Genomic DNA, 22,341 nt, shown 5'->3' with positions numbered 1-22,341 from the left:
AGGCTTTGGCACGAAACAAGTTGAACGCGTACTGAAACCAGAGCTCGGCAGCCACCTAGGCTATGATAAAGGTGACGGTCAAAGCCGGTTCTCGCCGAATTCCCACAAAGACTCCTTCGCCAAGACCTGTCCACTATAGCCGGAGATGTTGACCCCAGACAGGCTTCTTTTGACGGTCTTGGATGTAGTTGCTTGAAGCCGATACGCTAAGACTCTAGCGCGGGTTCCAAACAGAAAATGCAAGGCTGGTACTGATCTGCCTTAGTGGACTATGGACGCGGGATCGTTGGTCAACCCTTACCGTTTGATTGAAATGCTATTATCAATGAAGCTAGCGAAAGGTATAGGTCTGCATTTGGCTCCAATTTATCTATGTGGAATTATAGTTTTGGACACTTTATATTTTAAGGTTTATGTTGAATAAGAATTATAGCCAGTGGAATTGTCATCACTACACTTGGGATGATTTAAATCATTTTGAAAAAGGGTGGAATCAGCAAGAAGGGATCCACTCGATAGCGTTCGGGCCGACACAGCCAGCTCTTGATATTTACGTAAATGACAGTGTTTCCTCGACTGGCAGTGCAGTGCAGCCTATCTTTTTTAACGCCGCAATCTCTAAGCGTTCTACAAAGTCGGGTCCGTTTTTTTCAGGAATAGGACTCTGTAAGCGAGGAGGTCTGCCGTTAATTTCTATCTCTGACCCTAGCGTCGATAATAACAATGAAATTAACCTCGCATGGTACACGGGAGGGTCTAGCGATAACTTAACCCAAAATCTAGCGGCGTTATTTGAAATTCTGAGTCGATTGTTGGGTCGTGAACTTCTTTTCGTGGGTGGGTCAGGCGGAGGGTTCGCGGCGCTGGCGGCTAGTGCCTCTTTTGATGGGGACTCAAGTGTTCTGGTCTGGAATCCACAAACTGATATTTATGAATATGACGAAACAATAGTTAAGAAATACTTACGCAGTATTTTTAATTTCTCCCACGCATCGTTATTGAGAAGCGATTGGAAATCATTTTGCCGCAGTCGGACTGACTTGCATTGCACGACCTCTTTGATAACTAAAGGGTCGAGTTCAGATTCTAAAAGGTTTGTATATTTACAAAATACCGAAGATTGGCATCTTTCTAAGCATTTAACTCCTTTGTGGAGCAAATTATCCAAGTCTCCTTTGCGCGAAGGAAAAAATTACATTGGTAAAAATATTCTGATCTACGTTGAGCAATTCGCAGAGGGGCATGCGCCGCCATCTGAGGTTTTGATTAAAAAAACTATATCTCAGTTAATGGATCCTTCGAAAAGGGTTGATGATATTTCTTTTAGTTGATTTCGAGAATTTCTCTTTTAGGGCATTTTAGTATCTGTTCGTTGTATTTTGACCAAATATCCACGGCCCATTGCCCGAATGGTTTATCTGTTAAAGTCACGCAAGCAAGCCGATTTTCGGGATCAACCCACAGGAATGTGCCGGATTGCCCGAAGTGGCCAAAGGTCGTCGCCGGGTGGCTAGGGCCGGTCCAGTGCGGATTTTTGGTGGAGCGGATTTCGAAGCCCAAGCCCCAATCATTCGGATTCTGCCTTCCATATCCGGGCAGGATGCCGGCCAGATTTTCGAATTGGACGCTGGTCGCATCGGCCATGGTCTGAAGTGCCAGCAACGTTGGATTGAGCAATTCTGCTGCGAACAATGCAAGGTCGGACGCGGTCGACTTGCCGTCCTTGGCACAACTTCCGGCTATCTCGGTGTTGCTCATTCCAAGTGGCGCGAACACGGCTTCTCTAGCGTAGTCGCTCATGCGCATGCCAGTTTCCCGTTCCAAATGCTCCGCCAGCACTTCAAACCCGGTGTTCGAATAGCCTCGTTTAGTTCCCACGGCGAAACGTATGGTGGTCGAGTCGAAGTCGTAGCCGGCTGTGTGCGCCAGCAGATGGCGAACTGTGGAACCTTCCGGGCCCGCTGGATCTTCCAAGGTCATCGCTTCTTCTTCCAGAGCGATGAGGAACGCATAGGTGCTCAGAAGTTTCGTCACGGAGGCTAATGGATAAACGCGCTGAACGTCGCCGTGCTGGGCGGATATCGCACCGTTTCCGTTGAGCACGACCGATACCGCGTGATCTACCGGCCATTGTTCGATCTCGGCTAAGACGCTCATGATTTGATCAATCCCTCAATATTCGTTCTCGTGAAAGCGAGCGGGAAACACCCAATCGAGGCATCGCTTCGCTAGAATTACGAGCAAGGATTGGATGGATTCCCCTAGCCAACCATAGCGACACAACGCCAAACATAGGAACTTTACGCCGTGCATTTGAAGACTCTCACCGTTCGCGGATTCAAGTCTTTTGCCTCGGCAACCACCTTTGAATTCGAGCCGGGCGTCACCGCCGTGGTCGGCCCCAACGGATCAGGCAAGTCCAATGTGGTGGATGCGCTGGCTTGGGTGATGGGGGAGCAAGGCGCCAAGACCCTGCGTGGCGGCAAGATGGAAGACGTCATCTTCGCAGGCACCTCCGGTCGTGCCCCCTTGGGCCGCGCCCATGTGTCGCTGACGATTGACAACGCTGACGGCAAGCTTCCCATCGATTATGCGGAAGTGACCATTTCGCGAACCCTCTTTCGCGCCGGCGGATCCGAATATGCCATCAATGGATCTTCGTGCAGACTGCTGGATATCCAAGAACTGCTCTCAGATTCCGGCCTGGGCCGTGAAATGCACGTCATTGTCGGCCAGGGCCAGCTGGATAGAATTTTGCACGCCACGGCGGAGGACCGCCGCGGATTCATCGAAGAAGCCGCGGGCGTGCTCAAGCACCGCAGGCGCAAGGAGAAAACCCTCCGCAAGCTCCAGGGCATGCAGGGCAACCTGGACCGTCTTGAGGATCTGAATTCGGAGGTGCGCCGGCAGCTGGCGCCGCTGGGACGCCAAGCAAAAATTGCGCGCCGCGCGCAGAGCGTGCAGCTCGATGTGCGTGATGCCAAAGCCAGGCTTCTCGCCGATGACCTGGTCTCGCTGAATAACAAGTTGGCTCAGGACATTGATGACGAGACCAAGATCCAAGCTCGCCAGCAAGAAACCAACCACAAGCTGGAACATGTGAAGAAGCATGTGGCCAAGCTGGCCGGCGAAATGGAACTACTGGCGCCACGGCTCGGCCTGATCAACGATTCATGGGTGGCACTGACTACCCAGTCCGAGCGATTCCGTTCCCTGGCCGCCTTGGCGCGAGAACGCGGGAAGCTGTTGGAAGGCAACCAGTCGCACTTCGATTCGAGCCGCGACCCGGACCGGCTGGAATCCCAAGCGGAGCGCCTAGCCGAAGAGCTGGCAGAGCTCGAGGAATCGGTTGAAGACCGGCATGAAATCCTGGCCGAGGCAATCGAAGCCAAGGAATTGGCCGAGGAGCAATCGCGGGCCGAACAACAGCGGATGGCCGCGCTGCTGCGCGCGGCCGCCGACCGCCGCGAAGGCATGTCGCGCCTGGCGTCCCAGGTCGCCTCGGCGCGCAGCCGGGTGGATGTCACGCGGGCGGAGATTGCGCGCCTGGAAGACGGGCTGCGCTCCTTTGACGCGGATCTCGACGCGGACGCGAAGTCGCACGCCGAGCTTTCGGTGGAACTAGAGCATCGCCTGGCCAGGGAATCCGCGTTGAACGACGAATTCGACCGTGCGGAAAAGGAATACTCCCTGCACACCAGCGCACAATCCGAAGCCGCCACGCAGGAACGCGAACTCTCGGTCCAGATCTCCGGACTGAAGGCTCGCCTTGATGCGTTGCAGCTCAACACCAAACGCGACGATCATTCCGAAAGAATCATCCAGCAGGCGCCGGAGGCGATCTTGGGCCGCCTCGGCGAGCTTATTTCGGTCACTCCCGGATATGAGCAGGCAATTTCTGCAATCCTGCGCGACTCGGCAGAATCCTTGGTCGCCCGGGATCAAGAGTCGGCGCTGCAACTGCTTGAGGCGATCGGCTCGGACGAAGCCACGCATGCGAGCTTTGTCCATGCCTCGGCAACTCATATAAGTACGCAGGCACCAGTGTCTGCCGCGATTGCCGCCCGGGACGTCGTCGCTGCGGGACCGGAGATCGGCAATCTCCTGGACGCGCTGTTTGCGCACCACTTTGTCGTGGAGGATCTCATCGAAGCCGCAGCACTTCTGCATATCGACCCACGCGCTCAGTTCACCACCCTGGAAGGCACCACGGTCTCCGCGTTGCGAAGCTCCGTGGGGGACTCGGCCGGAGCATCACTCATTGCCCAACAGGCCCTGGTGGAGCAGACGGCCTCCGAACTGGCCACCGCACAGCGTGAGCTGGAAGGCTGCGAAGCCAGCCTTGCAGCCCGGGCCCCGGTGCTCTCCGAGGCGCAACTGGCTTACGAGGACGCGCAAGGTGCGCTGGCCGAGTCGGATGCCAGCATCGATGAGATTTCCAGCTACCTGGCCAAGCTGGGGCAGAAGCTTCGCACCGCGCGCACCGATAAGGGCACCTTGCACGAGCGAGTTCTGGCGACCCGGGAAAAGCTTGAACTCGAGCAAGAGTCCTTGGAAGAGATCACCGAACGCATGGAGATGGCTTCCGAAGACCAAGAGGAAGACGCCGTAGATGATGCCGGGCGGGCAGCCTTGGCAGATGCCGCCTCCTCGGCCCGCCAGCGCGAACTGGAAGCTCGCCTTGCCCTGCGCAGCAGCGAGGAACGCGTCAGCGCCCTGCGCTCGCGCGTGGAAGGTCTGCGCCGGACCGCCGCAGCCGAACGTACCCACCGTGAGGTGGCCGCCCGCCGTGCCGAGGAACGCCGGGCGCAAGCGGCCAATGCGCAACGCGTGGCACAAGCCGCCGAACGCGTCTTGCAGTTCATCGAGGTTTCGGTGGGCCTGGCGGCCCAGGAACGTGAAGAGCTGACCGGCAAGCAGCATGAGCTGGACCAGCTGCTCTCCAGCCAGCGGGCCGAGGCCGAGCAATTGACCGCGGAACTCGCACGTCTTTCCGATGCGGTGCACCGCGACGAAATGGCGCGCGCCGAACTGCGCATGCGCATCGAGGCCCTGGAGAGCAAGTCCTTGGAAGATCTGGGACTCTCCCCGGATCACCTGATCGCCAACTTCGGCCCGGACCAGCTGATTCCCGAAGAAGCGGATCCCGATGACAAATGGGCCGAGCTTCGCCAAAACGTGGATGAAGAAGGCAATCTGATGGGGACCAAGCCCTTTGACCGGGCGGAGCAGGAAAAGCGGCTGAAAAAGGCCGTGCGGGACCTCGCGGCCCTGGGCAAGGTCAACCCGCTGGCGCTGGAGGAATTTGCGGCCCTTGAAGAGCGGCATAAATTCCTCAGCGGACAGTTGGAGGATCTGAAGAAGTCGCGAATCGATCTGCAGCAGATCATCAAGGATGTAGACGCACATGTGGAACGCGTCTTCACCGAGGCCTATAACGACACCGCGATTCAGTTCAAAAGAATCTTCGAGCGCCTTTTCCCCGGGGGAGAGGGCCAGCTGGTGCTCACCGACCCGGAGAACATGCTCACCACCGGTATCGAGGTCGAGGCGCGCCCCGCGGGCAAGAAGATCAAGCGGCTCTCCCTGCTCTCCGGCGGCGAACGCTCACTGACCGCCGTCGCGCTGCTGGTGGCGATCTTCAAGGCGCGCCCCTCGCCTTTCTATGTGATGGACGAGGTTGAGGCCGCACTTGATGACGTGAATCTGGGGCGCCTGATCACCGTCTTCGAGGAGCTCCGGGAAGCTTCCCAGCTCATTGTCATTACGCACCAGAAGAAGACCATGGAAGTTGCCGACGCGCTCTACGGGGTGACCATGCGCGGTGACGGAGTCTCCACGGTGATCAGCCAGAAGATGGCCCGGTCCCAGGCCGTTTAGCATCTATTTCACGTCTGTCGATATACTGGCCATAGGCCATCTGGTCGAATTCAGTGACAAATGATTATGCGGGTGTTCCATGGCATTGTTCAGTAATCGTAAACGGGATAAATCCGTTGTTCCTACGGCTGCGCCCGGTTCGAAAAACGCTGGCGTGGAACCAGAACCCGGCACGGCGCCGCTGATCAGCGTGATCATCCCGGTCTACAATTCGATGCCCTATCTCACGGAGCTGCTGAATTCACTGGAGACCCAGGATCTGGCGGCCGAGAAGTTCGAAGTCATCGCAGTGAACGATGGATCTACGGACTTCGGTGATGAAATTCTTGATATCTACGCCAAGCGGAACGCCAACTTCCGAATCATCCATCAGGAAAACAGCGGCTGGCCCGGCAAGCCGCGAAACGTCGGCATCGACCATGCCCGGGGCGACTACGTATTCTTCTGCGACGCCGATGACCGTCTGGGCTCCGAATCTCTGCGGCGGATGACCAGCTACGCCACCACCCATGACCTCGACATCCTCATACCGCGGATGGTCGGAATCGGCGGGCGCCGCGTCCAACAAGGATTCTTCGCCAAGACGCGTCCGGAGGTCTCCCTCGAATTCGTGCTGGCCTCTTTGTCCCCGCAAAAGATGATTCGCCGCCAGCTCATCGAGCAGCACCAGATACGTTTCCGCGAAGACAAGGTGCGCCTGGAAGACGGCATGGCAATGGTGCAGGCCTACGTAGCGGCCGAACGCATCAGCATCCTCGCCGACTACGACTACTACGAGATTCGGCTGCGCTCCGATGGGCAGAATATCAGCGTAGGGAAAATCGACCCGGCCGGCTACGTCGCTTCGCTCAGCCACATTGCCCGGACCGTACGCAACCACACCCAGCAGGATGCGGCCTATACCCGGCGCCTGCTGGCAGGACTATTCACCCGCAAGGCTCTGTCCTTCTACGAAGGGCGGCGCTTCATGAAATACACGCCCGAGGCACGCCAGGCCTGGGTGGATCATCACCGGAAATACCTCGACGAGTTTATTGCCACCGACCGCGAGGCGGTGTTCAATCCTGCCCGGCTGGTCAAGGTCGAGCTCATTGCCCGCGGAGACCTGGCAGCCCTGGAACGCCTGGCCACCGGCGAAATCGAGGCCGCCGCCAACCCGGTGGTGGAGAAGATCCGCGCCGCCGATTCGACTCTGGAGGTCGTTATGACCTCACCGGCCGGAGCCCCGGTACCCAAGGCCCTGCTATTCGAAGACCGCGAGTCGAAGAACTCCGTGCAAGCCGAACTAGTGGCCGCCGATTCTCACACGTACATCGCAAAGTTCGCGCACCACGAGTTGATCGCGCAGATCCCGCGCTTGGGCAATGCACTGGTCCACTACTCCGAGCAGGACCGCCGCCGGATCACCCTCCCGAAGGAATCCGGAGAGGTGGTCCACGCCGGTGTTCGGGTCTACCGCACCGCCTACGGCTATTTGAGCGTGGATACACGAAAGGCCCAGCGGGGCTAACGCCCGCCGGGCCTCTCGGTCCTGCCTAGCTAGAATGGTCAGCAGATATTCTGCTGGCCATTTTTCTTATAGGCCACGGTCTCGTCCAGCACCACCGGGCCGCCGAGCAAGACATTGGTCCAGCCCTTCATGGACCGCATGGCGCCGGCCACCGAAGACGGCATGCAGCTCTTCTTGGTCAGCAACAAGGGCGCATCATTGTAAGAAGCAATCACGGCGCCGGTGAGCCCGTCACGGAAATCGTCGGCCGTGGCCACAAACTGACGCTGTGAACCCTTGGGCCAGAAGGTCTTGGCAATCAGCGCACTGGTGTCATAGCGCGTGGCCCCCTCATAGCGAATCACCTTCGCGTTGGGAACCGCATTGCGTACCTGGCGTTCGGCCTTCGCGGAAATGGCGAGCGGTCCGCCGGCCAGATACACGCGAGTTGGCTTCAGGCGCTTGAGCTCGCGAATGGTTGCCGCCGGAACCGCGGCCTTCTTGGTCAGCAGCATCGGAGCCTCGCGTCCGGAAGCTACGGCTGCCAGCGACATTGCGTCTTCGAATCGCTCGCCGGTTGCCAGGAACACCTGGTTCGAAGTCTTCCAATTCTTGGAAATCAGGGCGCTGGTGTCGTAGAGATTGTTGCCCCATATTCGGGTCACTGGGCCATAGGCTTTAATCTTCTTGACGGTACTGTCGCTGATGGCAATCGGACCGCCCAAGACAATGATGTTCTTTGGCTTCAGCCGCTTCAGCTCGGCGGCCACTGAAGAGGGCAAAGAATTCTTCTGCGTCAAGAGCAGCGGCGCATTTTTCAACGAGGCAAGGGGCGATCCGGCAAGGGCGTCGGGGAAGCGTTCACCGGAGGTGATCACCACGGTGGAAGCCGAAGAAGGGAAGGTGCGCTTGGAAATCGCCACCGGAGTATCAAACCAACGCTGTCCGTAAAGTCGTACGGGATCCAGCCGGGTTGGCCAGACGTCCATATCGCCCAAGTAAGAGGTCACCATTTTGTATGGGGTGCTGCGCGTATTCTTCGCGAAATCCTTCAGCGAAGTCAGGTTGCCGTTCCACACATTGGCATCAACATTCTTTGAATTACCAATAAGGTTTGAGTTTGACGAATACTGCCATACGTTGAAGGTCTTCCATCCTTCGGGAAGTTCGCGTGGATTCTTGGTCGAGGTATCTGAAGTCGGGAACACTGAGACGTGCAGCGGCCAGGACTTGAAGGCCTCGGAATCGCCGGTGCATTTATCCCACCAGGACTGGGCGGTGTAGATCATCGGCAGGCGTCCGGTGCTCGCCTTGATGGTGCTGCCAAAGCTCTTGATCCAGTTCACCGTCTGGGCCGGAGTCATGCCGTAGCACATATCGCCCTTGCCCTGCGGGTAGGCCTTGGCCGAGTATGGATTCCACTCGATGTCCAGCAATGGAGGCATGGTCTTGCCGTCGGCAGACCATCCGCCACCATTGGCCAGGAACTCCTTGGCTTGGGCTGCGCCCGAAGAGTGGGCCGGCATGGCGAAGTGGTAGGCGCCGCGGATGACTCCTGCGTTTCGCGAAGCGGCATAGTTCGCATTGAACTTTGGATCTTTGAAGAGGGAGGAAGGCCATGACTGGGTGGCCTTGATGTAGCCGAAGCGCGCACCATTCTTATAGGCCTGCGTCCAGTCGACGGTCCCTTGGTGGTGGGAGACATCGATTCCCAACGTTCCCGGCGGGCGCCAGGTGCGCAACTCTTCGAGCGACCCCGGCACCGCGAGGTCCAGCTCTTCCTTCTGCCCGGTTTCGTCGGCGACCTCTTGCGCTAGGTCGGCGAGCTCTGCCAGCGTCGGAGCGGTTGGATCCCCGGACTCATCGATACGCTTCTGGCCCTGGCCCATCCTCGCGTCGATGAAATCTTCGCCGAGGCTATCCAGGGCAAGATCAGCCAGCGAAATACGTTCCTCGGCCGAAAGTTCGGTGCTTTTGGCCAAACCGTCTTCGATGGCCTTGGCCGCGGACCCGGCAAGGCTCGGGGTGCTAGCTGGCGCCGAAGGTTCGGTGCTCGTCGGCTTAGCGGAGACGCTCGGCGAGGGCGAGGGCGTGGGGGAGGGCGTGGGGGAGGGCGATACGGCAGGGGCGGTTTCTGCGGCAGGTTGAGCCACGGCTGGTGCTGTGGCGGCCAGCGGCAAAACCAGTGCCGCCCCCAGGGATAATGCAAGCAGGCGTGAGCCTGCCCAACGGTGTTCAGGCATAAAGACTCCTGTAGGGAATGCGAGTGCGTAAGCGGTGATTCCCCCCAGTCTATAAAATCGGCAAACAAAAGTCGCCCTGTTCCGCGTGCGGCTACGGGAAACATCAGTTATTTGCCTTGGGTTGCGTTCTCCGTGTCGACGGCCACCGGGCGAATGGTTTTGGGAACCAGCAGCCACGCGACCACGCCGATGAGGCAAGCGGCTCCCGAGGCGCTCAACGCCACCTGGTAGCTGATGGCGTCCGCCATGGCCCCGGCGATCAGCGGGCCGATAATGGCTCCGAGGTCCGTGAACATCTGGAATCCGGCCAGTGCCTTGCCGCCGTTGCGTCCCGAGCCAATGACATCTGCCACGGCCGCCTGCTGGGCTGGGCCCAAGATGCCGCCGCCAAAACCGGCCAAGACCGAAAGGATGATGAACCCGGCCAGCGAGGTGAAGTAGCCCATGGCCACAATGGAGCCGAGCAGCACCGTCATACCGACCAGGATCGGGATTTTTCGTCCGATACGATCAGTGAGCTTGCCCGAGAAGGTCAGAGCGATTCCGTTGCCGACGGCAAAGAAGGCAAGCGAGATGCCGGCGACCTTCGGGCCGAGGTCCTCGCCGAAGACCGCCAGCGCGAACAGCGGAATCATGCTGGTGCGAATGCCAAAAGCCAGCCATCCATAGCTGAAGCCCGAGGCCAGGGCAGCCCGGTAGGCCGGAGAGCTCAATGCTTCGCGGGTGGTGACCACTTCGACCGCCGAGGCGGCGCCGTTCCTGGCCGGATCCTTGTCCAGATCACGCCGGCGGCCCAGGGCAAAATAGACGACGGCCGCGGCGATCACCAGGGCGGTGCCGTAGATGACGAAGGGGATGCGCATGCCAAAAGGGGCCAAGAGACTGCCCAGCACCGGGCCAATGACGTTGCCGAGCAAGAAAGAACCGGCGTACATGCCGGAGATCCGGCCGCGCGATTCCTGCGGTGCCAGCCGGGCAATGAGCGCCATGGCCGAGATGGTGAACATGGTGGAGCCGAAGCCGCCGAGCCCACGGGCTATCAGCAGCTGCGTGTAATCCTGGACTACCGCGCACAGCAGCGTGGAGACCGCAACCAGCAGGACGCCGGTGACATAGATGCGTGGTTCGCCCAGCTTGCCCACCAGCACGCCCGCGACCGGTGCGAAGATCAGCCGGGTAAAGGCAAAGATGCTGACGATCACGCTGGCGGCGGCTGCGCCGACATCAAAGCTCACCGCATACTGCGGCAAGATCGGTGCAATGAGCCCAAAGCCCAGAGCAATGATGAAGGCTGCGACCAAGAGGATCCCGATTTCACGGGGGATTGGCGGACGTGGCTTAGACGATCGTAGACGTGGCATGGTGACCGGTTCCAAACTGTCATCACGACAGCGTGGCGAGACCTTTCTTGAGGACAATGAAAACTGCTGGCGGTAAGGCCACAGCAAGTCTATGCCGTCTTGGCGAGCCGGCGTCCAACTGGTGACCGAAGACTCGTGCGGGTCCTAATCGCATCGGCTTGGCAAGACTGTGAGAGAATTTCACTCGTGACCGATCAGCTATTATTTACCATTATCATTGTCGCGGTCATCGCCGTGGTGGCCATTGGTGTCATCGCGTTCGTGGCCAAGGGGCGCAAGCCCAAGACTCCGTACACTTCCGAGCGCGACGCAGACGATACGCCAACCAGCGCGTCCTCAGCCGAGCCAGGCGATACCCCGGCAGAGGGGCAGAGCCCAGCTGGCGCAGTACTGACCGAAGAACCTCCCGTTGAGCCGGCGGCTCCCGCCGCCCCGGCACTGGATGTTCCGGAGCCGGTGCAGGGACGTCTGGCGCGCTTGCGCGCTCGCCTGACCAAGTCGAACAACATGTTCTCCAAGGGCCTGCTGGCCCTGCTCAGCCAGGACTCGATTGATGAGGACGTCTGGGAAGAGATTGAAGAGACCCTGTTGCTGGCGGATCTCGGCACCGAACCAGCCCTCGAACTCGTGGACGCCCTGCGCGAGCGAGTGAAGGTTGAAGGCAGCCGCGACCCGCAGCGGGTGAAGGCAATGCTCCGTGAAGAGCTGCTCAAGCTGGTGGACCCCTCTCTGGACCGCAGCTACCTGCCTGCCCCGCATCCGGACCGTCCAAGCATCATCATGGTGGTTGGCGTCAACGGTGTCGGCAAGACGACCACCATCGGCAAGCTCGCCCGCGTGCTGGTTGCCGAGGACAAGGACGTTCTGCTCGGAGCGGCGGATACCTTCCGTGCCGCAGCCGCAGAGCAGCTGGCTACCTGGGGTGACCGGGTGGGCGTGCCTACCGTGCGTTCGGAGATCGACGGGGCGGATCCGGCATCCGTAGCCTTCGAAGCGGTCTCGGCCGGCATCGACCAGGAAGTCGACATCGTCATGATCGACACCGCCGGGCGCCTGCAGAACAAGGTTGGCCTGATGGACGAACTTGGCAAGATCAAGCGCGTGGTCGAAAAGAAGGCAACCATCGATGAGGTGCTGCTCGTCCTGGACGCCACTACCGGTCAGAACGGCTTGGCCCAGGCCAAGGTGTTCTCCGAGGTCGTCAACGTCAACGGCATCGTGCTGACCAAGCTTGACGGCACCGCCAAGGGTGGCATCGTCGTGGCCATCCAGCGTCAGCTCGGTGTTCCGGTGAAGCTCGTGGGTCTGGGTGAGGGCCCGGATGATCTGGCGCCCTTTGATCCAGAAGCATTCGTGGACGCATTGCTCGAAGACTAATCTTCGAACGTCGGCAAAAGGCACCTGGCCCTGTACTTCGGTACAGCGCCAGGTGCCTTTTGCATTTACCGGCGTGGGATCCTTCAGCAGAACGCAGACCTCGTGGTACCGCCTCGGCGCTTGGTGATTCCGCGAGCGAAGGCCACCGATCCGCGGGCCGGGGAGAAGGGCTGCGTGATTCCGATGCGCGTTTAGCAAGCAACGGATGCCCACGGCGCCAAGCGCGCTCGCGCGCCGCCGATTCCCTGTGCCTGCCAATACCGAAGTTTCCTGAGCGTTGGGTCACAATGCGATCGATGCATCGGGACACCAATTGCCGTGAATGCAACGGTGGGTAGGGAAGTTTATATATAGATGCAGGCCAAGCAACCTCAGCGCCAAGCTAAGATGAGGTAACTGTTCAGTCTTTGTTCAGCTTAGATCGATAGACATGAAAAGCAGGCCTCGAGTATTCGAGGCCGTTTCTCCGTTGGCAAGCCGTGCATGCCCGCCTTGCCTTGTGAACCTATCCCCGGACAAAGGATCCCGCCGCACGTGAGCCTGCAGCAAACCAAGACTGTCGCGTCCGCGCCACAATCCACACCGGCGGTTTTCCGTGGGGATATCCAAGGACTGCGTGCTATCGCGGTGGGAATCGTGGTGCTCTACCACTTCTGGCCCACCGCCCTGCCCGGCGGATTTGTCGGGGTCGACGTCTTCTTCGTGATCTCCGGATTCTTGATCACCACCCACCTGATCAAACGTCCACCGCAGAACATCAAGGATGTGGCGCAATTCTGGATGCGCCGCGTCAAGCGCCTGCTTCCCGCCTCATTTCTGGTGATCCTCAGCGCCCTGCTCGGAGTTTGGCTGCTGGCGCCGATCACCCTCTGGCAGGACTGGGGATTCCAGGCCATCGCGGCCACCTTCTATTTCCAGAACTGGTATCTGGCGACCTCCAAGGTCGACTACCTCGCCGAGGCGGATTCTCCAAGCCCCTTCCAACACTTCTGGTCCCTCTCGGGCGAAGAGCAGTTCTATCTGGTGTGGCCGATTCTCATTGGCGCGCTGATCATGGCAGCCGTGCGCTTCGGCTGGAATCGGCGCAACGTTGCGTTAGCCGGCGTGGGCCTGATCTTCGCCTTGTCGCTGGGGTATTCCATGTACGCTACGGCCACTGATGCGGGCACCGCCTATTTCTCGACCTTCACCCGTGCCTGGGAATTTGCCGCCGGCGCGTTGGTCGCTGCCTTGGGCAAGCGCGCCTATGCCGCAAAAAACAATGTGCTGAGCTTGCTGGCCACCTGGGTGGGGCTAGCGGCCATCGTGTTCAGTGCGCTGAGCTTCGACGGCGAGATGCCATTCCCCGGATACATTGCACTCCTTCCCGTCCTTGGTACCGCTTTGCTGCTGCTGGCTCATTCGACACACAAGTGGTCTCCGAACAAGTTGCTGGCAAACCGCTTCATGGGGTTCTTCGGCGATAATTCCTACGCCATCTACCTATGGCACTGGCCGATCCTGATCCTTGCCCCCTACGTGGTGGCGGACTTTGGAATCGCGGCCCAGCTCGGAGCGCTGGCTCTGACCTTGGTGCTGTCGGTACTCACGCAGAAGCTCGTGGAAGTCCGCTTCCGCAAGTTCATTGAGGTATCGAAGCGATTCAGCGCCCCGCGCTTCTTGCTTGCGGGCTCCGCGACCTTGGCCTTGGCCGCCGGCGCGTTCTATTCGATGAGCGGCGCCATCATGGAGGAGTCCAAGGACATCTCCGCGTCCGTCAAGCGGGTTAGCGCCCAAGTCGGTGTCGATTGCTTTGCGTCCAACGGGCTGACGGATGATTGTGTGGCGAAAAAGGGCATTCCGGACAGATATCAGCAATTGGCTCCGGCCCCCATTATGGCCAAGGAGGACAAGCCCGATATCTACAAGGACGACTGCTTTGCCGGCCAAGGGGACAACTACGCCGAGCGTCCCGTGTGCAGCTTTGGTGAAGGGAAAATTAAGGTTGCTCTCGTCGGCAACTCGCATGCCGGACAGTGGGTCCCCGCAGTGAAGTCCATTGCAGAAAAACGCGGTTGGGCGCTAGACACCTACCTGATCAGCCGCTGCGCCGTGATGGGCGAGCCGCAGGACTATGACGAGCAGGCTTCCATCGATGGCTGCACCGAGTACGCCGGGTGGGTTACCGGCGAGATCGAGAAAGAGGACTACGACTTGGTCATCTCATCGAGCCGGCAGTCGTTGCCGGTGCTCGGGCAAGATCTTCAAGGGTCCGCAGAGCCAGCGAAAAGAGCATTCGAAAAGACCCTGCGCGATTGGGAAGATACCGGCGCACAGGTCGCGGTCATCCGCGATACCCCATTCCCCGGAAGCACCATGGATAACCTGCCCGATTGCGTGGCCGAAAATGAGCAGCGCCTGGGCGAATGCAGCGGTGCGGCCGAAGAGTGGATTCCCATGGATCCACAGGTTGACGCGGTGAATTCCCTGCAAGATCCGAATATCGTCTCGCTGAGCATGAATGACAAATTCTGCCGGGAGGAGAGGTGCCACGGTGTGGTTGGCGGGGTGATCGCCTTTTGGGATCACTCGCATCTGTCGCAGACCATGGCCGCGCACCTGGCCAAACCACTGGATGCCCGACTGAAATCGGCGCTCGACAACGACAAGCTGTTCGCCTCCTCCCAAGGGTAAACCCAATCCAAGGCCTTGCCAGTGCGGTTCGGCGGCAAGCAATCGAATAAAGCTGTGGGGCACGTTTCGTGGACGGAACGTGCCCCACAGCTATGCCGCGCCCGGTGCTTGCCCGCCGGTCCCTGCAGACCGGCCCCGTTGCGCGGCCAGCCGCGTTGGAGTTTGGCAAGTGAACTGCTTGCAAGGATGAACAAATTACAAACAATCGATAAAAAGCTTGCGGGGCATCGCCGGGCTATCTATGCTCGGGATCGTGGCCGATTCCGGTAGGTAATCGAGAGTTGGAAAAAACAGTTCCTTGGTGGGCGATGGGTGGAGAGTGCTGTCCAATGCGCAAGCAACCTAATCTCGGCCAACGATTCATGGCAATCGTTGGCTTCCTTGCGTTGGCGGTGCCTCTTGCACCGCCGGCTCATGGTCTTGCGCCGGTCGGATCCGTGCAGGTCCAAGTCACCGGGCAGGAAGCCGAGCCAGCAGCTGCGCCGACGGACCGGAAGAAAGCCGGCGCGGCCAGCACCACGGTCAATCTGAAACTGCGTGAGCGCCCCGACATAAGTTCCGCATCCCTGGGCACCATGGACAAGGGAACCGTCGTGAGCCTCACCGGCCAAGTGCAAGGCCGCTGGAGCCAGCTCACCTGGGGGTCCAAGACCGGTTGGTCTGCCACCCGGTACCTGAACACTGGCGGCGAAGCTACGCAGGAGCCTCAAAGCCTGTTGCGCGGCAACCCGGCGGCCAAGCAGTATCGCTACGTGCAGCAAAGCGGAGCCACTTACTCGCACTGGGATCCGAAGAAATCCACGGTCCTCGGGCGCATCCACCTCGGCGAAAGATACGAGGTGCGCCGCTGGGCGGCCAGCAGCCGGCGCGACGAAATCCTGGTCGATGGCCAATGGGTTTGGACCGCGGTGACCGATCGCCGGCCAGTGGCCTTGCAATACCGCTATGCGCAAAGCACCGGTCCGGTCTACACGGCCAGCGGCAAGGTGACCGGAACCATCCGCCGCGGGACCAAGGTCCAGTACGGGGCATGGAATTCCAAGACCCGCAGAGACGAAATCAAGCTCAATGGCCGCTGGGCCTGGGCCGGGGTCACCAACCGGACGGCGCCGCGAACCGAATACCGCTACGCACAGAAGAACGGGAACCTCTACGACCGCGCGGATCAAACGCGGGACAAGAAGATCGGCACCATCGGGCGCGGAACCAAGGTCCAGTGGGCGACATGGAACTCCGCAAACCGTCGCGACGAGATCAAGGTCAACGGCAAATGGGTCTGGACCGACGTGACCAACCGCCAAAAACCCGCAGGCACGCTCCCGCCGGTCAGCAATGTTTCCGACTATGCCCGCTTCACCACCAAATCCCTGTCCTTGCTCAAAGATCCCAGCTACAAGGCGGCATCCGCAGGCCGCGTCGACAAGGGAATGAAGGTCACCGTCACCCACAAGGCCGAGGGCGGCTGGGTCAAGGTCAAGGTGGGTTCGCTCTCCGGCTTCATCAAGGAAAAGGACAACCTGCGATTGCATGGGCCGTACTCGGTGGCGGTCTACGGGACGCTGCGCACGGGCCAATCCGCCTATAACGTCATGGGTGGATTCCAGCAGAAGGCGATGAATCAGCGATTCTCCCGGTCATCGCTCTACCAGCTCTGGAATCGGAACTGGACGTTTTTGACCAACGGACCCAAGACGGTGGTGGCCGAACAGTTCCAGTATTCGGATGCCAGGGGACCGGGCATGCTCAGGAAACTGGATATCTATGAAAGCCAGCTGCGCTACCAGAGCAGGCCCATGTACACGCGGCAGAACGTCAGAATGGCCGATGGCTCGCAGTCCTGGACCTACAAGACCACTCCCTTTTCCGAAAAGGTTGTCAAGAATTCGGGCCGATACATTTCCTCTGGCGACTTCTTGAAGCGTTCCTAGGCGCAGGCGGACAACTCATGAGCATCCCGGCGAGGCAGAAACTGGAGAACCCAATGATTCACGGTGCGAACCCCAAGAAACTGGCTTTCACCGCCGCCGCGGCACTGATCGCGCTGGGCGCCGCGGGCCTGTCCGGATGCGCTTCCCCGGCCGAAGCCGAGACGACCGGAAACGAGCGGGCGGAGCAGCTAGCCGACGTGGCGAAAACCGATCCGCAGACCGGAGACAAGGTGATGGTCGATTCCCGGGCCCAGGTCGTCAAGGCCCTGGGCGAAGCGGGGAAGCTGACCGTTGAGGGGCAAACCCAGCCCTCATTCGAGATCACCGTGCACAGCGCGGAGGTTTTGGATTCGTGCATCCTGCGTGGCTACGGGGAAAGGACCACGCCGGAAAACGGTGCCTTCCTGCTGCTCGAGGTCAGCGCCAGCCTTGCCGCCTCGGCCGCGGAGGCCGTCGCGGAAGAGATCGCGCTGATGCCGCTGGACGCCTCGGTCTTCGGCACCTCGCCCGGGGCCAACCGTGCGGTGTCCTACGACGTGGACACGATCGCAGCCTACTCCTGCGAGGTAGAAGGCGCGCTGGATATCGCGGTGGGAGCCGGTGACCAGGTGCGCGGCAAGCTGATGCTAGATGTCCCCGATGCCTCCGGGCAGGTGGTTTACGACCCGGAGAAAACCGGCGGCTGGACCTGGAACTACTAGCGAAGCCGCGCTCCGCGCACCTCGCACGAGCTGGATCGGTTGCCGCTGATCTCCCCGCGCATCTAGATTCCCTCCGGAATTGGGCATACCCTTGAGTCCTGCAAGGAATTCGTGCTTTGGGGGGACCGAATTTTTGTGAATCGCCGTCATCATGCAACCCACTTTTTGCCCAGGCGCAAAATTATCCAGCGAAGAAAATCGTTGGTGCTCTGGACTGTTTCCGCGCTGTCCGCGGCCACCCTCACCGGCGCGTTGGCGTGGCCGCTGCTCGCGCTGCCGGCCGAAAACCGCGCCGGAACGAGCGCGGCGGCACTGGCTGCGCTGGATGGCGGAACCCTTGAGAGCTACCCGATAGCGGTCAGCGAGTATGCGCCGCTGGCGGCCTTCGGGGGAGCGGGCAAGGAATTGGCCATCGACGGGCGCCCCGTGGACCTGCCGCTAGTGGCCCCGGAAGAGCAAGGTGCGCCGTCCGTCCCCGCGGCGGCCATCGGCCAGAACCCGCCACGCGGTTCGGAGAGCTCTGCGCAGCGGGCATTGTTGCTCGGGACGGTGGGCTCCGTGGGCCGGCTGCCGGGCAACCTGCAGCTCATGCATCCGGTGGCCACCCGGCGCATCTCAAGCCCCTACGGGTGGCGCGCCAACCCCACGGGGGCGGGCCACCAGATCCATATCGGACAGGACTATCCCATTGCCTGCGGCTCACCGGTGCACGCCAGCGAGTCGGGCACCGTGAGCGTCTCGCGCTGGGCCGGGCATTCGGGGATGCGCGTGACACTGGACCACGGGCACAACGTGCAGACCGGCTACAGCCACAATTCGAAGCTGCTGGTTGCCGTCGGGCAGCGGGTGCAGCAAGGCGAGGTGATCGCCTTGTCCGGAACCACCGGCAATTCAACCGGCTGCCACGTGCACTTCGAGGTGCTGGTCAATGGACGCTGGAGTGACCCACGGTTGTATCTGCCGCGGATCCCCGGCCAGGGGCCGGCGCTGATTGACTCGACGCGGCTGACGGTGGACGCGCGAAGCGCGCCCAAAGGCCAGCCGGAGCGTCCTTCGAAGAAAGAGCAGAATCCGGACGTGGTCGTTCCGAAGGACAACACTCCGGCGGTGCCGAAACCTGCCCCGGACCCAACACCTAAGAAGACACCTGCGCCCTCACAATCCGCCTCCTCAAAGCCCTCGGCCTCGCCTACGGCAAAACCGACGACTAAACCTACGGAAAAGCCTTCAACATCGCCTACGGCAAAGCCCTCGAAATCTCCGACGTCCGAATCTTCGCCGGCGCCTTCGAAGTCTCCCTCGGCCAAGCCCTCGCGCTCGCCAAGCCCGAGCGAAGTGCCGGAGCCGAGCGAAAACCCCAGCGGATCGCCAACCGTGGTGCCCTCGGCTACGCCGAAGCCGAGCAAATCACCCGAACCCAGCACGGCTCCGACGGCGCCGCAGTCTCCGAGCAATTCACCCACGCCAAGCATCGCACCGTCCGCCAGCACCAAGACGACCCAGTCCCCAGAACCGTCCCCGGACGCCCTGCTCGGTCCCAGCGCAACGATGCCCAAGTTGCCGGAGTCCAGCGCCAAGGTGCCCCCGGATTTAGCTGAATCGAAGGAGCCAAGCTCCCCGGCTCAAGAGAAGTCCACGAAGCCGCCGGAGGCCGAAGCCACCGGCGAATGACCTGGCCTCAGCGCGAACTTCCCCCGGCCGGCGACGGGGCATTCGGCCCGCGCCTGAACGCGGAGACGCTGGGTTCCCCGGGCAGCCAGAAGCGCCACGGGAATTCGGGACCACCGGCCATTCCCGCCACGCCCACCCGCGGCCCGGTGGATATCTGGGCGGGAGGCTGCGGGGGATCGCTCAGCCGGAACGGGGCGGCGTATAGGTCACGGCCATCGTGCTCGGGGCGCGTAATTCCCAGCGCTTGGGCCGCATTCCCGGGACCGCGGGCCAGTTGGGCATCCTTGATGCCCGTGCCGGTTCTCCGCGCACGCCGGCGGGTTCGCGCCAGATCCGCGCCTTCGACTACCTCGCCTGCCCTGAGCAGCACTCCCGAGGCTATGCCTGCCGGGGAGCAGACGAAGTTGATTGCAAAATGCATTCCGTAGCTGAAATACACGTACGCGTGCCCGGGGCCCAGGAACATCGAAGAGTTCCGCTCGGTGCGCCGATCCCTGGAATGGCTGCCCGGGTCATAGGGGCCGGCGCTGCCCAGCCCCAGATAGGCTTCGACCTCGGTGATGCGCAGGGACACGGTCCCCTCGGGCGAATCCACCGAGCATAGCGCCCCGAGCAGTCTCGGTGCGACCTGCAGCGCATCTGGGATGAAAAGATCTCGGTCCATCATTCAAGTATGCCAAGCACCGCTTAACTGTCGGTAGTTGATGTGATGATGCCTGTTACCGGACGCATGGGGCGTCCGGTGATTCGCACCAAGGAATGGATCACGATGAAAAAGCTCATGGCCGTTCCGGCCATTTTCCTCGCCCTGCTCTTTGCCCTGACCGCCTGCGGAGTCTCCGCGGCTCAATTCGAGGAGGTTCAGGCTTCCTCCGCCGCGCTGGATAGCGAAAAGCAGGAACTCCAAGCGCAACTCGATACCGTCACCGCCGAACTGGACGCCGCGGAAGCCGAAGCCAAGAAACTGCGTGAAGCCGACGAGCAGCGCCAAGCCGAGGCGAAAGCCGAAGAAGAACGCAAGGCCAAGGAAAAGGCCGAGCAGGAAGAGGAGAAAGCCAAGCAGGAAGCGGCGAAAAAGGCGGAAAAGGAGAAGGCCAACAAGGCCAAGAAGATCTCCAAGCGTGAACTGGCGCAGATCGTGAAGAAGCCGGACTCTTATGTGGACAAGAACGTCATCATCTATGCCCGTGTCACGCAATTCGATGCCGCCACCGGGCTGTGTGCCTTCCGGGCCGACGTCGCTCATGCACACGTGGGCAAGTACGATTTCGAGCACAATTCATACTTCACGGCCGGTGACGGGATCGCCGACTGCTCCATCCTCGATGATGTGCTGGCCGAGGACATCGTTCAGCTCACCGCCACGGTCTCCGGTGCGCTGAGCTACGACACGCAGATCGGCGGCTCCACCACCGTCCCGCAGTTCCAGATCGTCAAGATCAAACGGCTCTGAGCACACCAGGAACTCGTTCTTCGGCCCGGCAGCCGCCACGCGCGGCTGCCGGGCCGAACTGCGCGCATAAGAACTGCGAAACCTGCCGGAAACACCGAAGAGAACAAACCGTCACGCTAACCGGTGAAATGTCACATCCCCGAAACCAAAGGTGGAGGCCCGCGAAATATCGGTGGCCAAGAATTAGTACTTGAAAGTATTTGATTCACTCACCGATACACCTAACACCTTTGAGGAGATGTGGACCCCATGGAGTTAGATACAGCCAGCCTATGGATAATGATCGCCGCAGCGCTTGTTCTACTCATGACACCGGCACTGGGCCTGTTCTACGGCGGAATGACCCGCTCTACCGGCGTGGTGAATATGATGCTGATGAGCTTCTCGGCGGCCGCGCTCAGCGCGATCGTCTGGATACTCTGGGGCTATTCGCTCTCGGCCGGGGAGCCGGCCATCGCCGGCGTCATCGGCAACCCGTTCAGCGACATCGCCATGCAGAACACCGAACCCAGCGGATTGCTCGCGGCCGGGTTCTCCGGCACCTTCGCGCTGATCTCGGTGGCGATTATCTCCGGCGCCATCGCCGACCGCAGCCGTTTCGCCCCGTGGCTGCTCTTCGTGCCGCTGTGGGTCTCGCTGGTCTACGCGCCGGTGGCCTTCTGGATCTGGGGCGGCGGGCTGCTCTCCGAGGACGGCGTTCTCGGACAGCTCTTCGGTGAAGCCATCGACTTCGCCGGCGGCGCCGTGGTCCACACCAACGCAGGTATCGCAGCCCTTGTCCTGGCTTTGAAGCTTGGCCAGCGACACAACTTCCACGACCGTCCGCAGCCGCATAACACCCCGCTGGTGATGCTGGGCGCAGCACTGCTCTGGTTCGGCTGGTTCGGCTTCAACGCCGGTGCCGCCACCACCGTCGAGCAGGCCGGGCTGATCTGGATCAACACCATGGGTGCTCCGGCCGCCGCGGTGCTTGGCTGGATCCTGGTTGAGAAGCTGCGCGGACAGCGCCCCAGCTCGGTAGGCGTCGCCTCCGGCCTGGTCGCCGGCCTGGTGGCCATCACGCCATCCTGCGCCGACCTGTCCCCATGGGCTGCCCTGCTGCTTGGACTGATTGCCGGTGCCGGTGCCGCCTGGGCGGTCAACCTGAAGTGGAAGCTCGGCTACGACGATTCGCTCGACGTGGTCGGTGTCCACCTGGTCGCCGGAATCATCGGCACCCTGTACCTGGGCTTCTTCGCACTGCCCACCGAGGAGAACGCCGGCGGCCTGTTCTACGGCGGCGGACTGAGCCAGCTGCTTGCGCAGTTCATGACGTTGCTCGTCGTGATCGTCTTCTCGGCCGCCATGACCTGGATCATCGCCACGGTCATCGACAAGATCGCCCCGTGGCGAGTCTCGGCCGAAACCGAGATCGAAGGCGTTGACGTCTCCGAGCACAACGAAAGCGGGTACCACTGGGTCAGCAAATAGCACTGAGGGATGAATAAGGGGTAGAACTCCGGGGCGACTCGGCAGTTCCGCAGGAAGCCTGCCAATGGTTCATGGGGCCAGCGGCAGGCTTCCTC

At 60.7% G+C, this 22,341-nt stretch carries 14 protein-coding genes; 10 read left to right on the top strand and 4 right to left on the bottom strand.

What is annotated here, in order from left to right; translation table 11 throughout:
• Nucleotides 1-413 precede the first annotated feature (413 nt).
• Nucleotides 414-1,331 (top strand): hypothetical protein, encoded by a 918-nt coding sequence (locus tag ACT3UA_RS16230; protein ID WP_444617377.1) that lies wholly within the window; start codon nucleotides 414-416, stop codon nucleotides 1,329-1,331.
• On the opposite strand, the gene ACT3UA_RS16225 is transcribed toward ACT3UA_RS16230, so the two are convergent.
• Entirely contained in the window at nucleotides 1,324-2,157 is an 834-nt protein-coding gene (locus ACT3UA_RS16225) for a serine hydrolase domain-containing protein (RefSeq protein WP_444617375.1), read from the bottom strand. The genes ACT3UA_RS16230 and ACT3UA_RS16225 overlap by 8 nt on opposite strands.
• 150 nt (nucleotides 2,158-2,307) lie before the next feature.
• Between ACT3UA_RS16225 and smc the strand changes: the two genes are divergently transcribed.
• A complete protein-coding gene (gene smc / locus ACT3UA_RS16220) occupies nucleotides 2,308-5,880 on the top strand; it encodes a chromosome segregation protein SMC (RefSeq protein ID WP_444617373.1) in 3,573 nt (1,190 codons plus the stop codon).
• Nucleotides 5,881-6,034: 154 nt separating this feature from the next.
• Entirely contained in the window at nucleotides 6,035-7,390 is a 1,356-nt protein-coding gene (locus ACT3UA_RS16215; protein WP_444617371.1) for a glycosyltransferase family 2 protein, read from the top strand.
• Nucleotides 7,391-7,428: 38 nt separating this feature from the next.
• On the opposite strand, the gene ACT3UA_RS16210 is transcribed toward ACT3UA_RS16215, so the two are convergent.
• Both ACT3UA_RS16210 and ACT3UA_RS16205 read right to left on the bottom strand, forming a co-directional pair.
• Nucleotides 7,429-9,612, bottom strand: a complete 2,184-nt coding sequence (locus ACT3UA_RS16210) for a cell wall-binding repeat-containing protein (protein ID WP_444617369.1) — start codon at nucleotides 9,610-9,612, stop codon at nucleotides 7,429-7,431.
• 107 nt (nucleotides 9,613-9,719) lie between these two features.
• Complete coding sequence (locus ACT3UA_RS16205) at nucleotides 9,720-10,973, bottom strand: MFS transporter (protein ID WP_444617367.1); 1,254 nt, start codon at nucleotides 10,971-10,973, stop codon at nucleotides 9,720-9,722.
• Between the two features lie 186 nt (nucleotides 10,974-11,159).
• Between ACT3UA_RS16205 and ftsY the strand changes: the two genes are divergently transcribed.
• From ftsY to ACT3UA_RS16180, 5 genes are all read left to right on the top strand, one after another.
• Nucleotides 11,160-12,350 (top strand): signal recognition particle-docking protein FtsY, encoded by a 1,191-nt coding sequence (gene ftsY, locus ACT3UA_RS16200; RefSeq protein WP_105554597.1) that lies wholly within the window; start codon nucleotides 11,160-11,162, stop codon nucleotides 12,348-12,350.
• 534 nt (nucleotides 12,351-12,884) lie between these two features.
• Entirely contained in the window at nucleotides 12,885-15,023 is a 2,139-nt protein-coding gene (locus ACT3UA_RS16195; protein ID WP_444617365.1) for an acyltransferase family protein, read from the top strand.
• A gap of 329 nt (nucleotides 15,024-15,352) precedes the next feature.
• Complete coding sequence (locus ACT3UA_RS16190) at nucleotides 15,353-16,951, top strand: SH3 domain-containing protein (RefSeq protein WP_444617363.1); 1,599 nt, start codon at nucleotides 15,353-15,355, stop codon at nucleotides 16,949-16,951.
• A 17-nt stretch (nucleotides 16,952-16,968) separates the two neighbouring features.
• A complete protein-coding gene (locus ACT3UA_RS16185) occupies nucleotides 16,969-17,652 on the top strand; it encodes a hypothetical protein (RefSeq protein WP_444617361.1) in 684 nt (227 codons plus the stop codon).
• Nucleotides 17,653-17,856: 204 nt separating this feature from the next.
• Entirely contained in the window at nucleotides 17,857-19,323 is a 1,467-nt protein-coding gene (locus ACT3UA_RS16180; protein WP_444617359.1) for a peptidoglycan DD-metalloendopeptidase family protein, read from the top strand.
• 7 nt (nucleotides 19,324-19,330) lie between these two features.
• On the opposite strand, the gene ACT3UA_RS16175 is transcribed toward ACT3UA_RS16180, so the two are convergent.
• Nucleotides 19,331-19,987: a DNA-3-methyladenine glycosylase gene (locus ACT3UA_RS16175; protein ID WP_444617357.1), complete on the bottom strand. Its 657-nt coding sequence runs from the start codon at nucleotides 19,985-19,987 to the stop codon at nucleotides 19,331-19,333.
• 45 nt (nucleotides 19,988-20,032) lie between these two features.
• On the opposite strand from ACT3UA_RS16175, the gene ACT3UA_RS16170 reads away from it, so the two are divergent.
• Nucleotides 20,033-20,776 (top strand): hypothetical protein, encoded by a 744-nt coding sequence (locus ACT3UA_RS16170; RefSeq protein WP_444617355.1) that lies wholly within the window; start codon nucleotides 20,033-20,035, stop codon nucleotides 20,774-20,776.
• A gap of 249 nt (nucleotides 20,777-21,025) precedes the next feature.
• Nucleotides 21,026-22,246 carry an ammonium transporter gene (locus tag ACT3UA_RS16165; protein ID WP_444617353.1) on the top strand — a complete coding sequence of 407 codons (1,221 nt, stop codon included), beginning with the start codon at nucleotides 21,026-21,028 and terminating at the stop codon, nucleotides 22,244-22,246.
• Nucleotides 22,247-22,341: the final 95 nt, after the last annotated feature.

It is taken from the genome of Glutamicibacter sp. 363 (assembly GCF_052379505.1).
Taxonomy (GTDB): domain Bacteria; phylum Actinomycetota; class Actinomycetes; order Actinomycetales; family Micrococcaceae; genus Glutamicibacter.
Note: the sequence above shows the minus strand (reverse complement) of the source record. Positions and strands in the feature narration are given on the sequence as shown.

Bases quoted from the DNA above. Each gene is read 5' to 3' on its own strand.
- ACT3UA_RS16210 (WP_444617369.1), bottom strand. From the start codon at position 9,612: ATGCCTGAACACCGTTGGGCAGGCTCACGCCTGCTTGCATTATCCCTG.
- ACT3UA_RS16170 (WP_444617355.1), top strand. From the start codon at position 20,033: ATGATGCCTGTTACCGGACGCATGGGGCGTCCGGTGATTCGCACCAAG.
- ACT3UA_RS16205 (WP_444617367.1), bottom strand. From the start codon at position 10,973: ATGCCACGTCTACGATCGTCTAAGCCACGTCCGCCAATCCCCCGTGAA.
- ACT3UA_RS16230 (WP_444617377.1), top strand. From the start codon at position 414: ATGTTGAATAAGAATTATAGCCAGTGGAATTGTCATCACTACACTTGG.
- ACT3UA_RS16175 (WP_444617357.1), bottom strand. From the start codon at position 19,987: ATGGACCGAGATCTTTTCATCCCAGATGCGCTGCAGGTCGCACCGAGA.
- ACT3UA_RS16190 (WP_444617363.1), top strand. From the start codon at position 15,353: ATGCGCAAGCAACCTAATCTCGGCCAACGATTCATGGCAATCGTTGGC.
- ACT3UA_RS16185 (WP_444617361.1), top strand. From the start codon at position 16,969: ATGAGCATCCCGGCGAGGCAGAAACTGGAGAACCCAATGATTCACGGT.
- ACT3UA_RS16225 (WP_444617375.1), bottom strand. From the start codon at position 2,157: ATGAGCGTCTTAGCCGAGATCGAACAATGGCCGGTAGATCACGCGGTA.
- ACT3UA_RS16165 (WP_444617353.1), top strand. From the start codon at position 21,026: ATGGAGTTAGATACAGCCAGCCTATGGATAATGATCGCCGCAGCGCTT.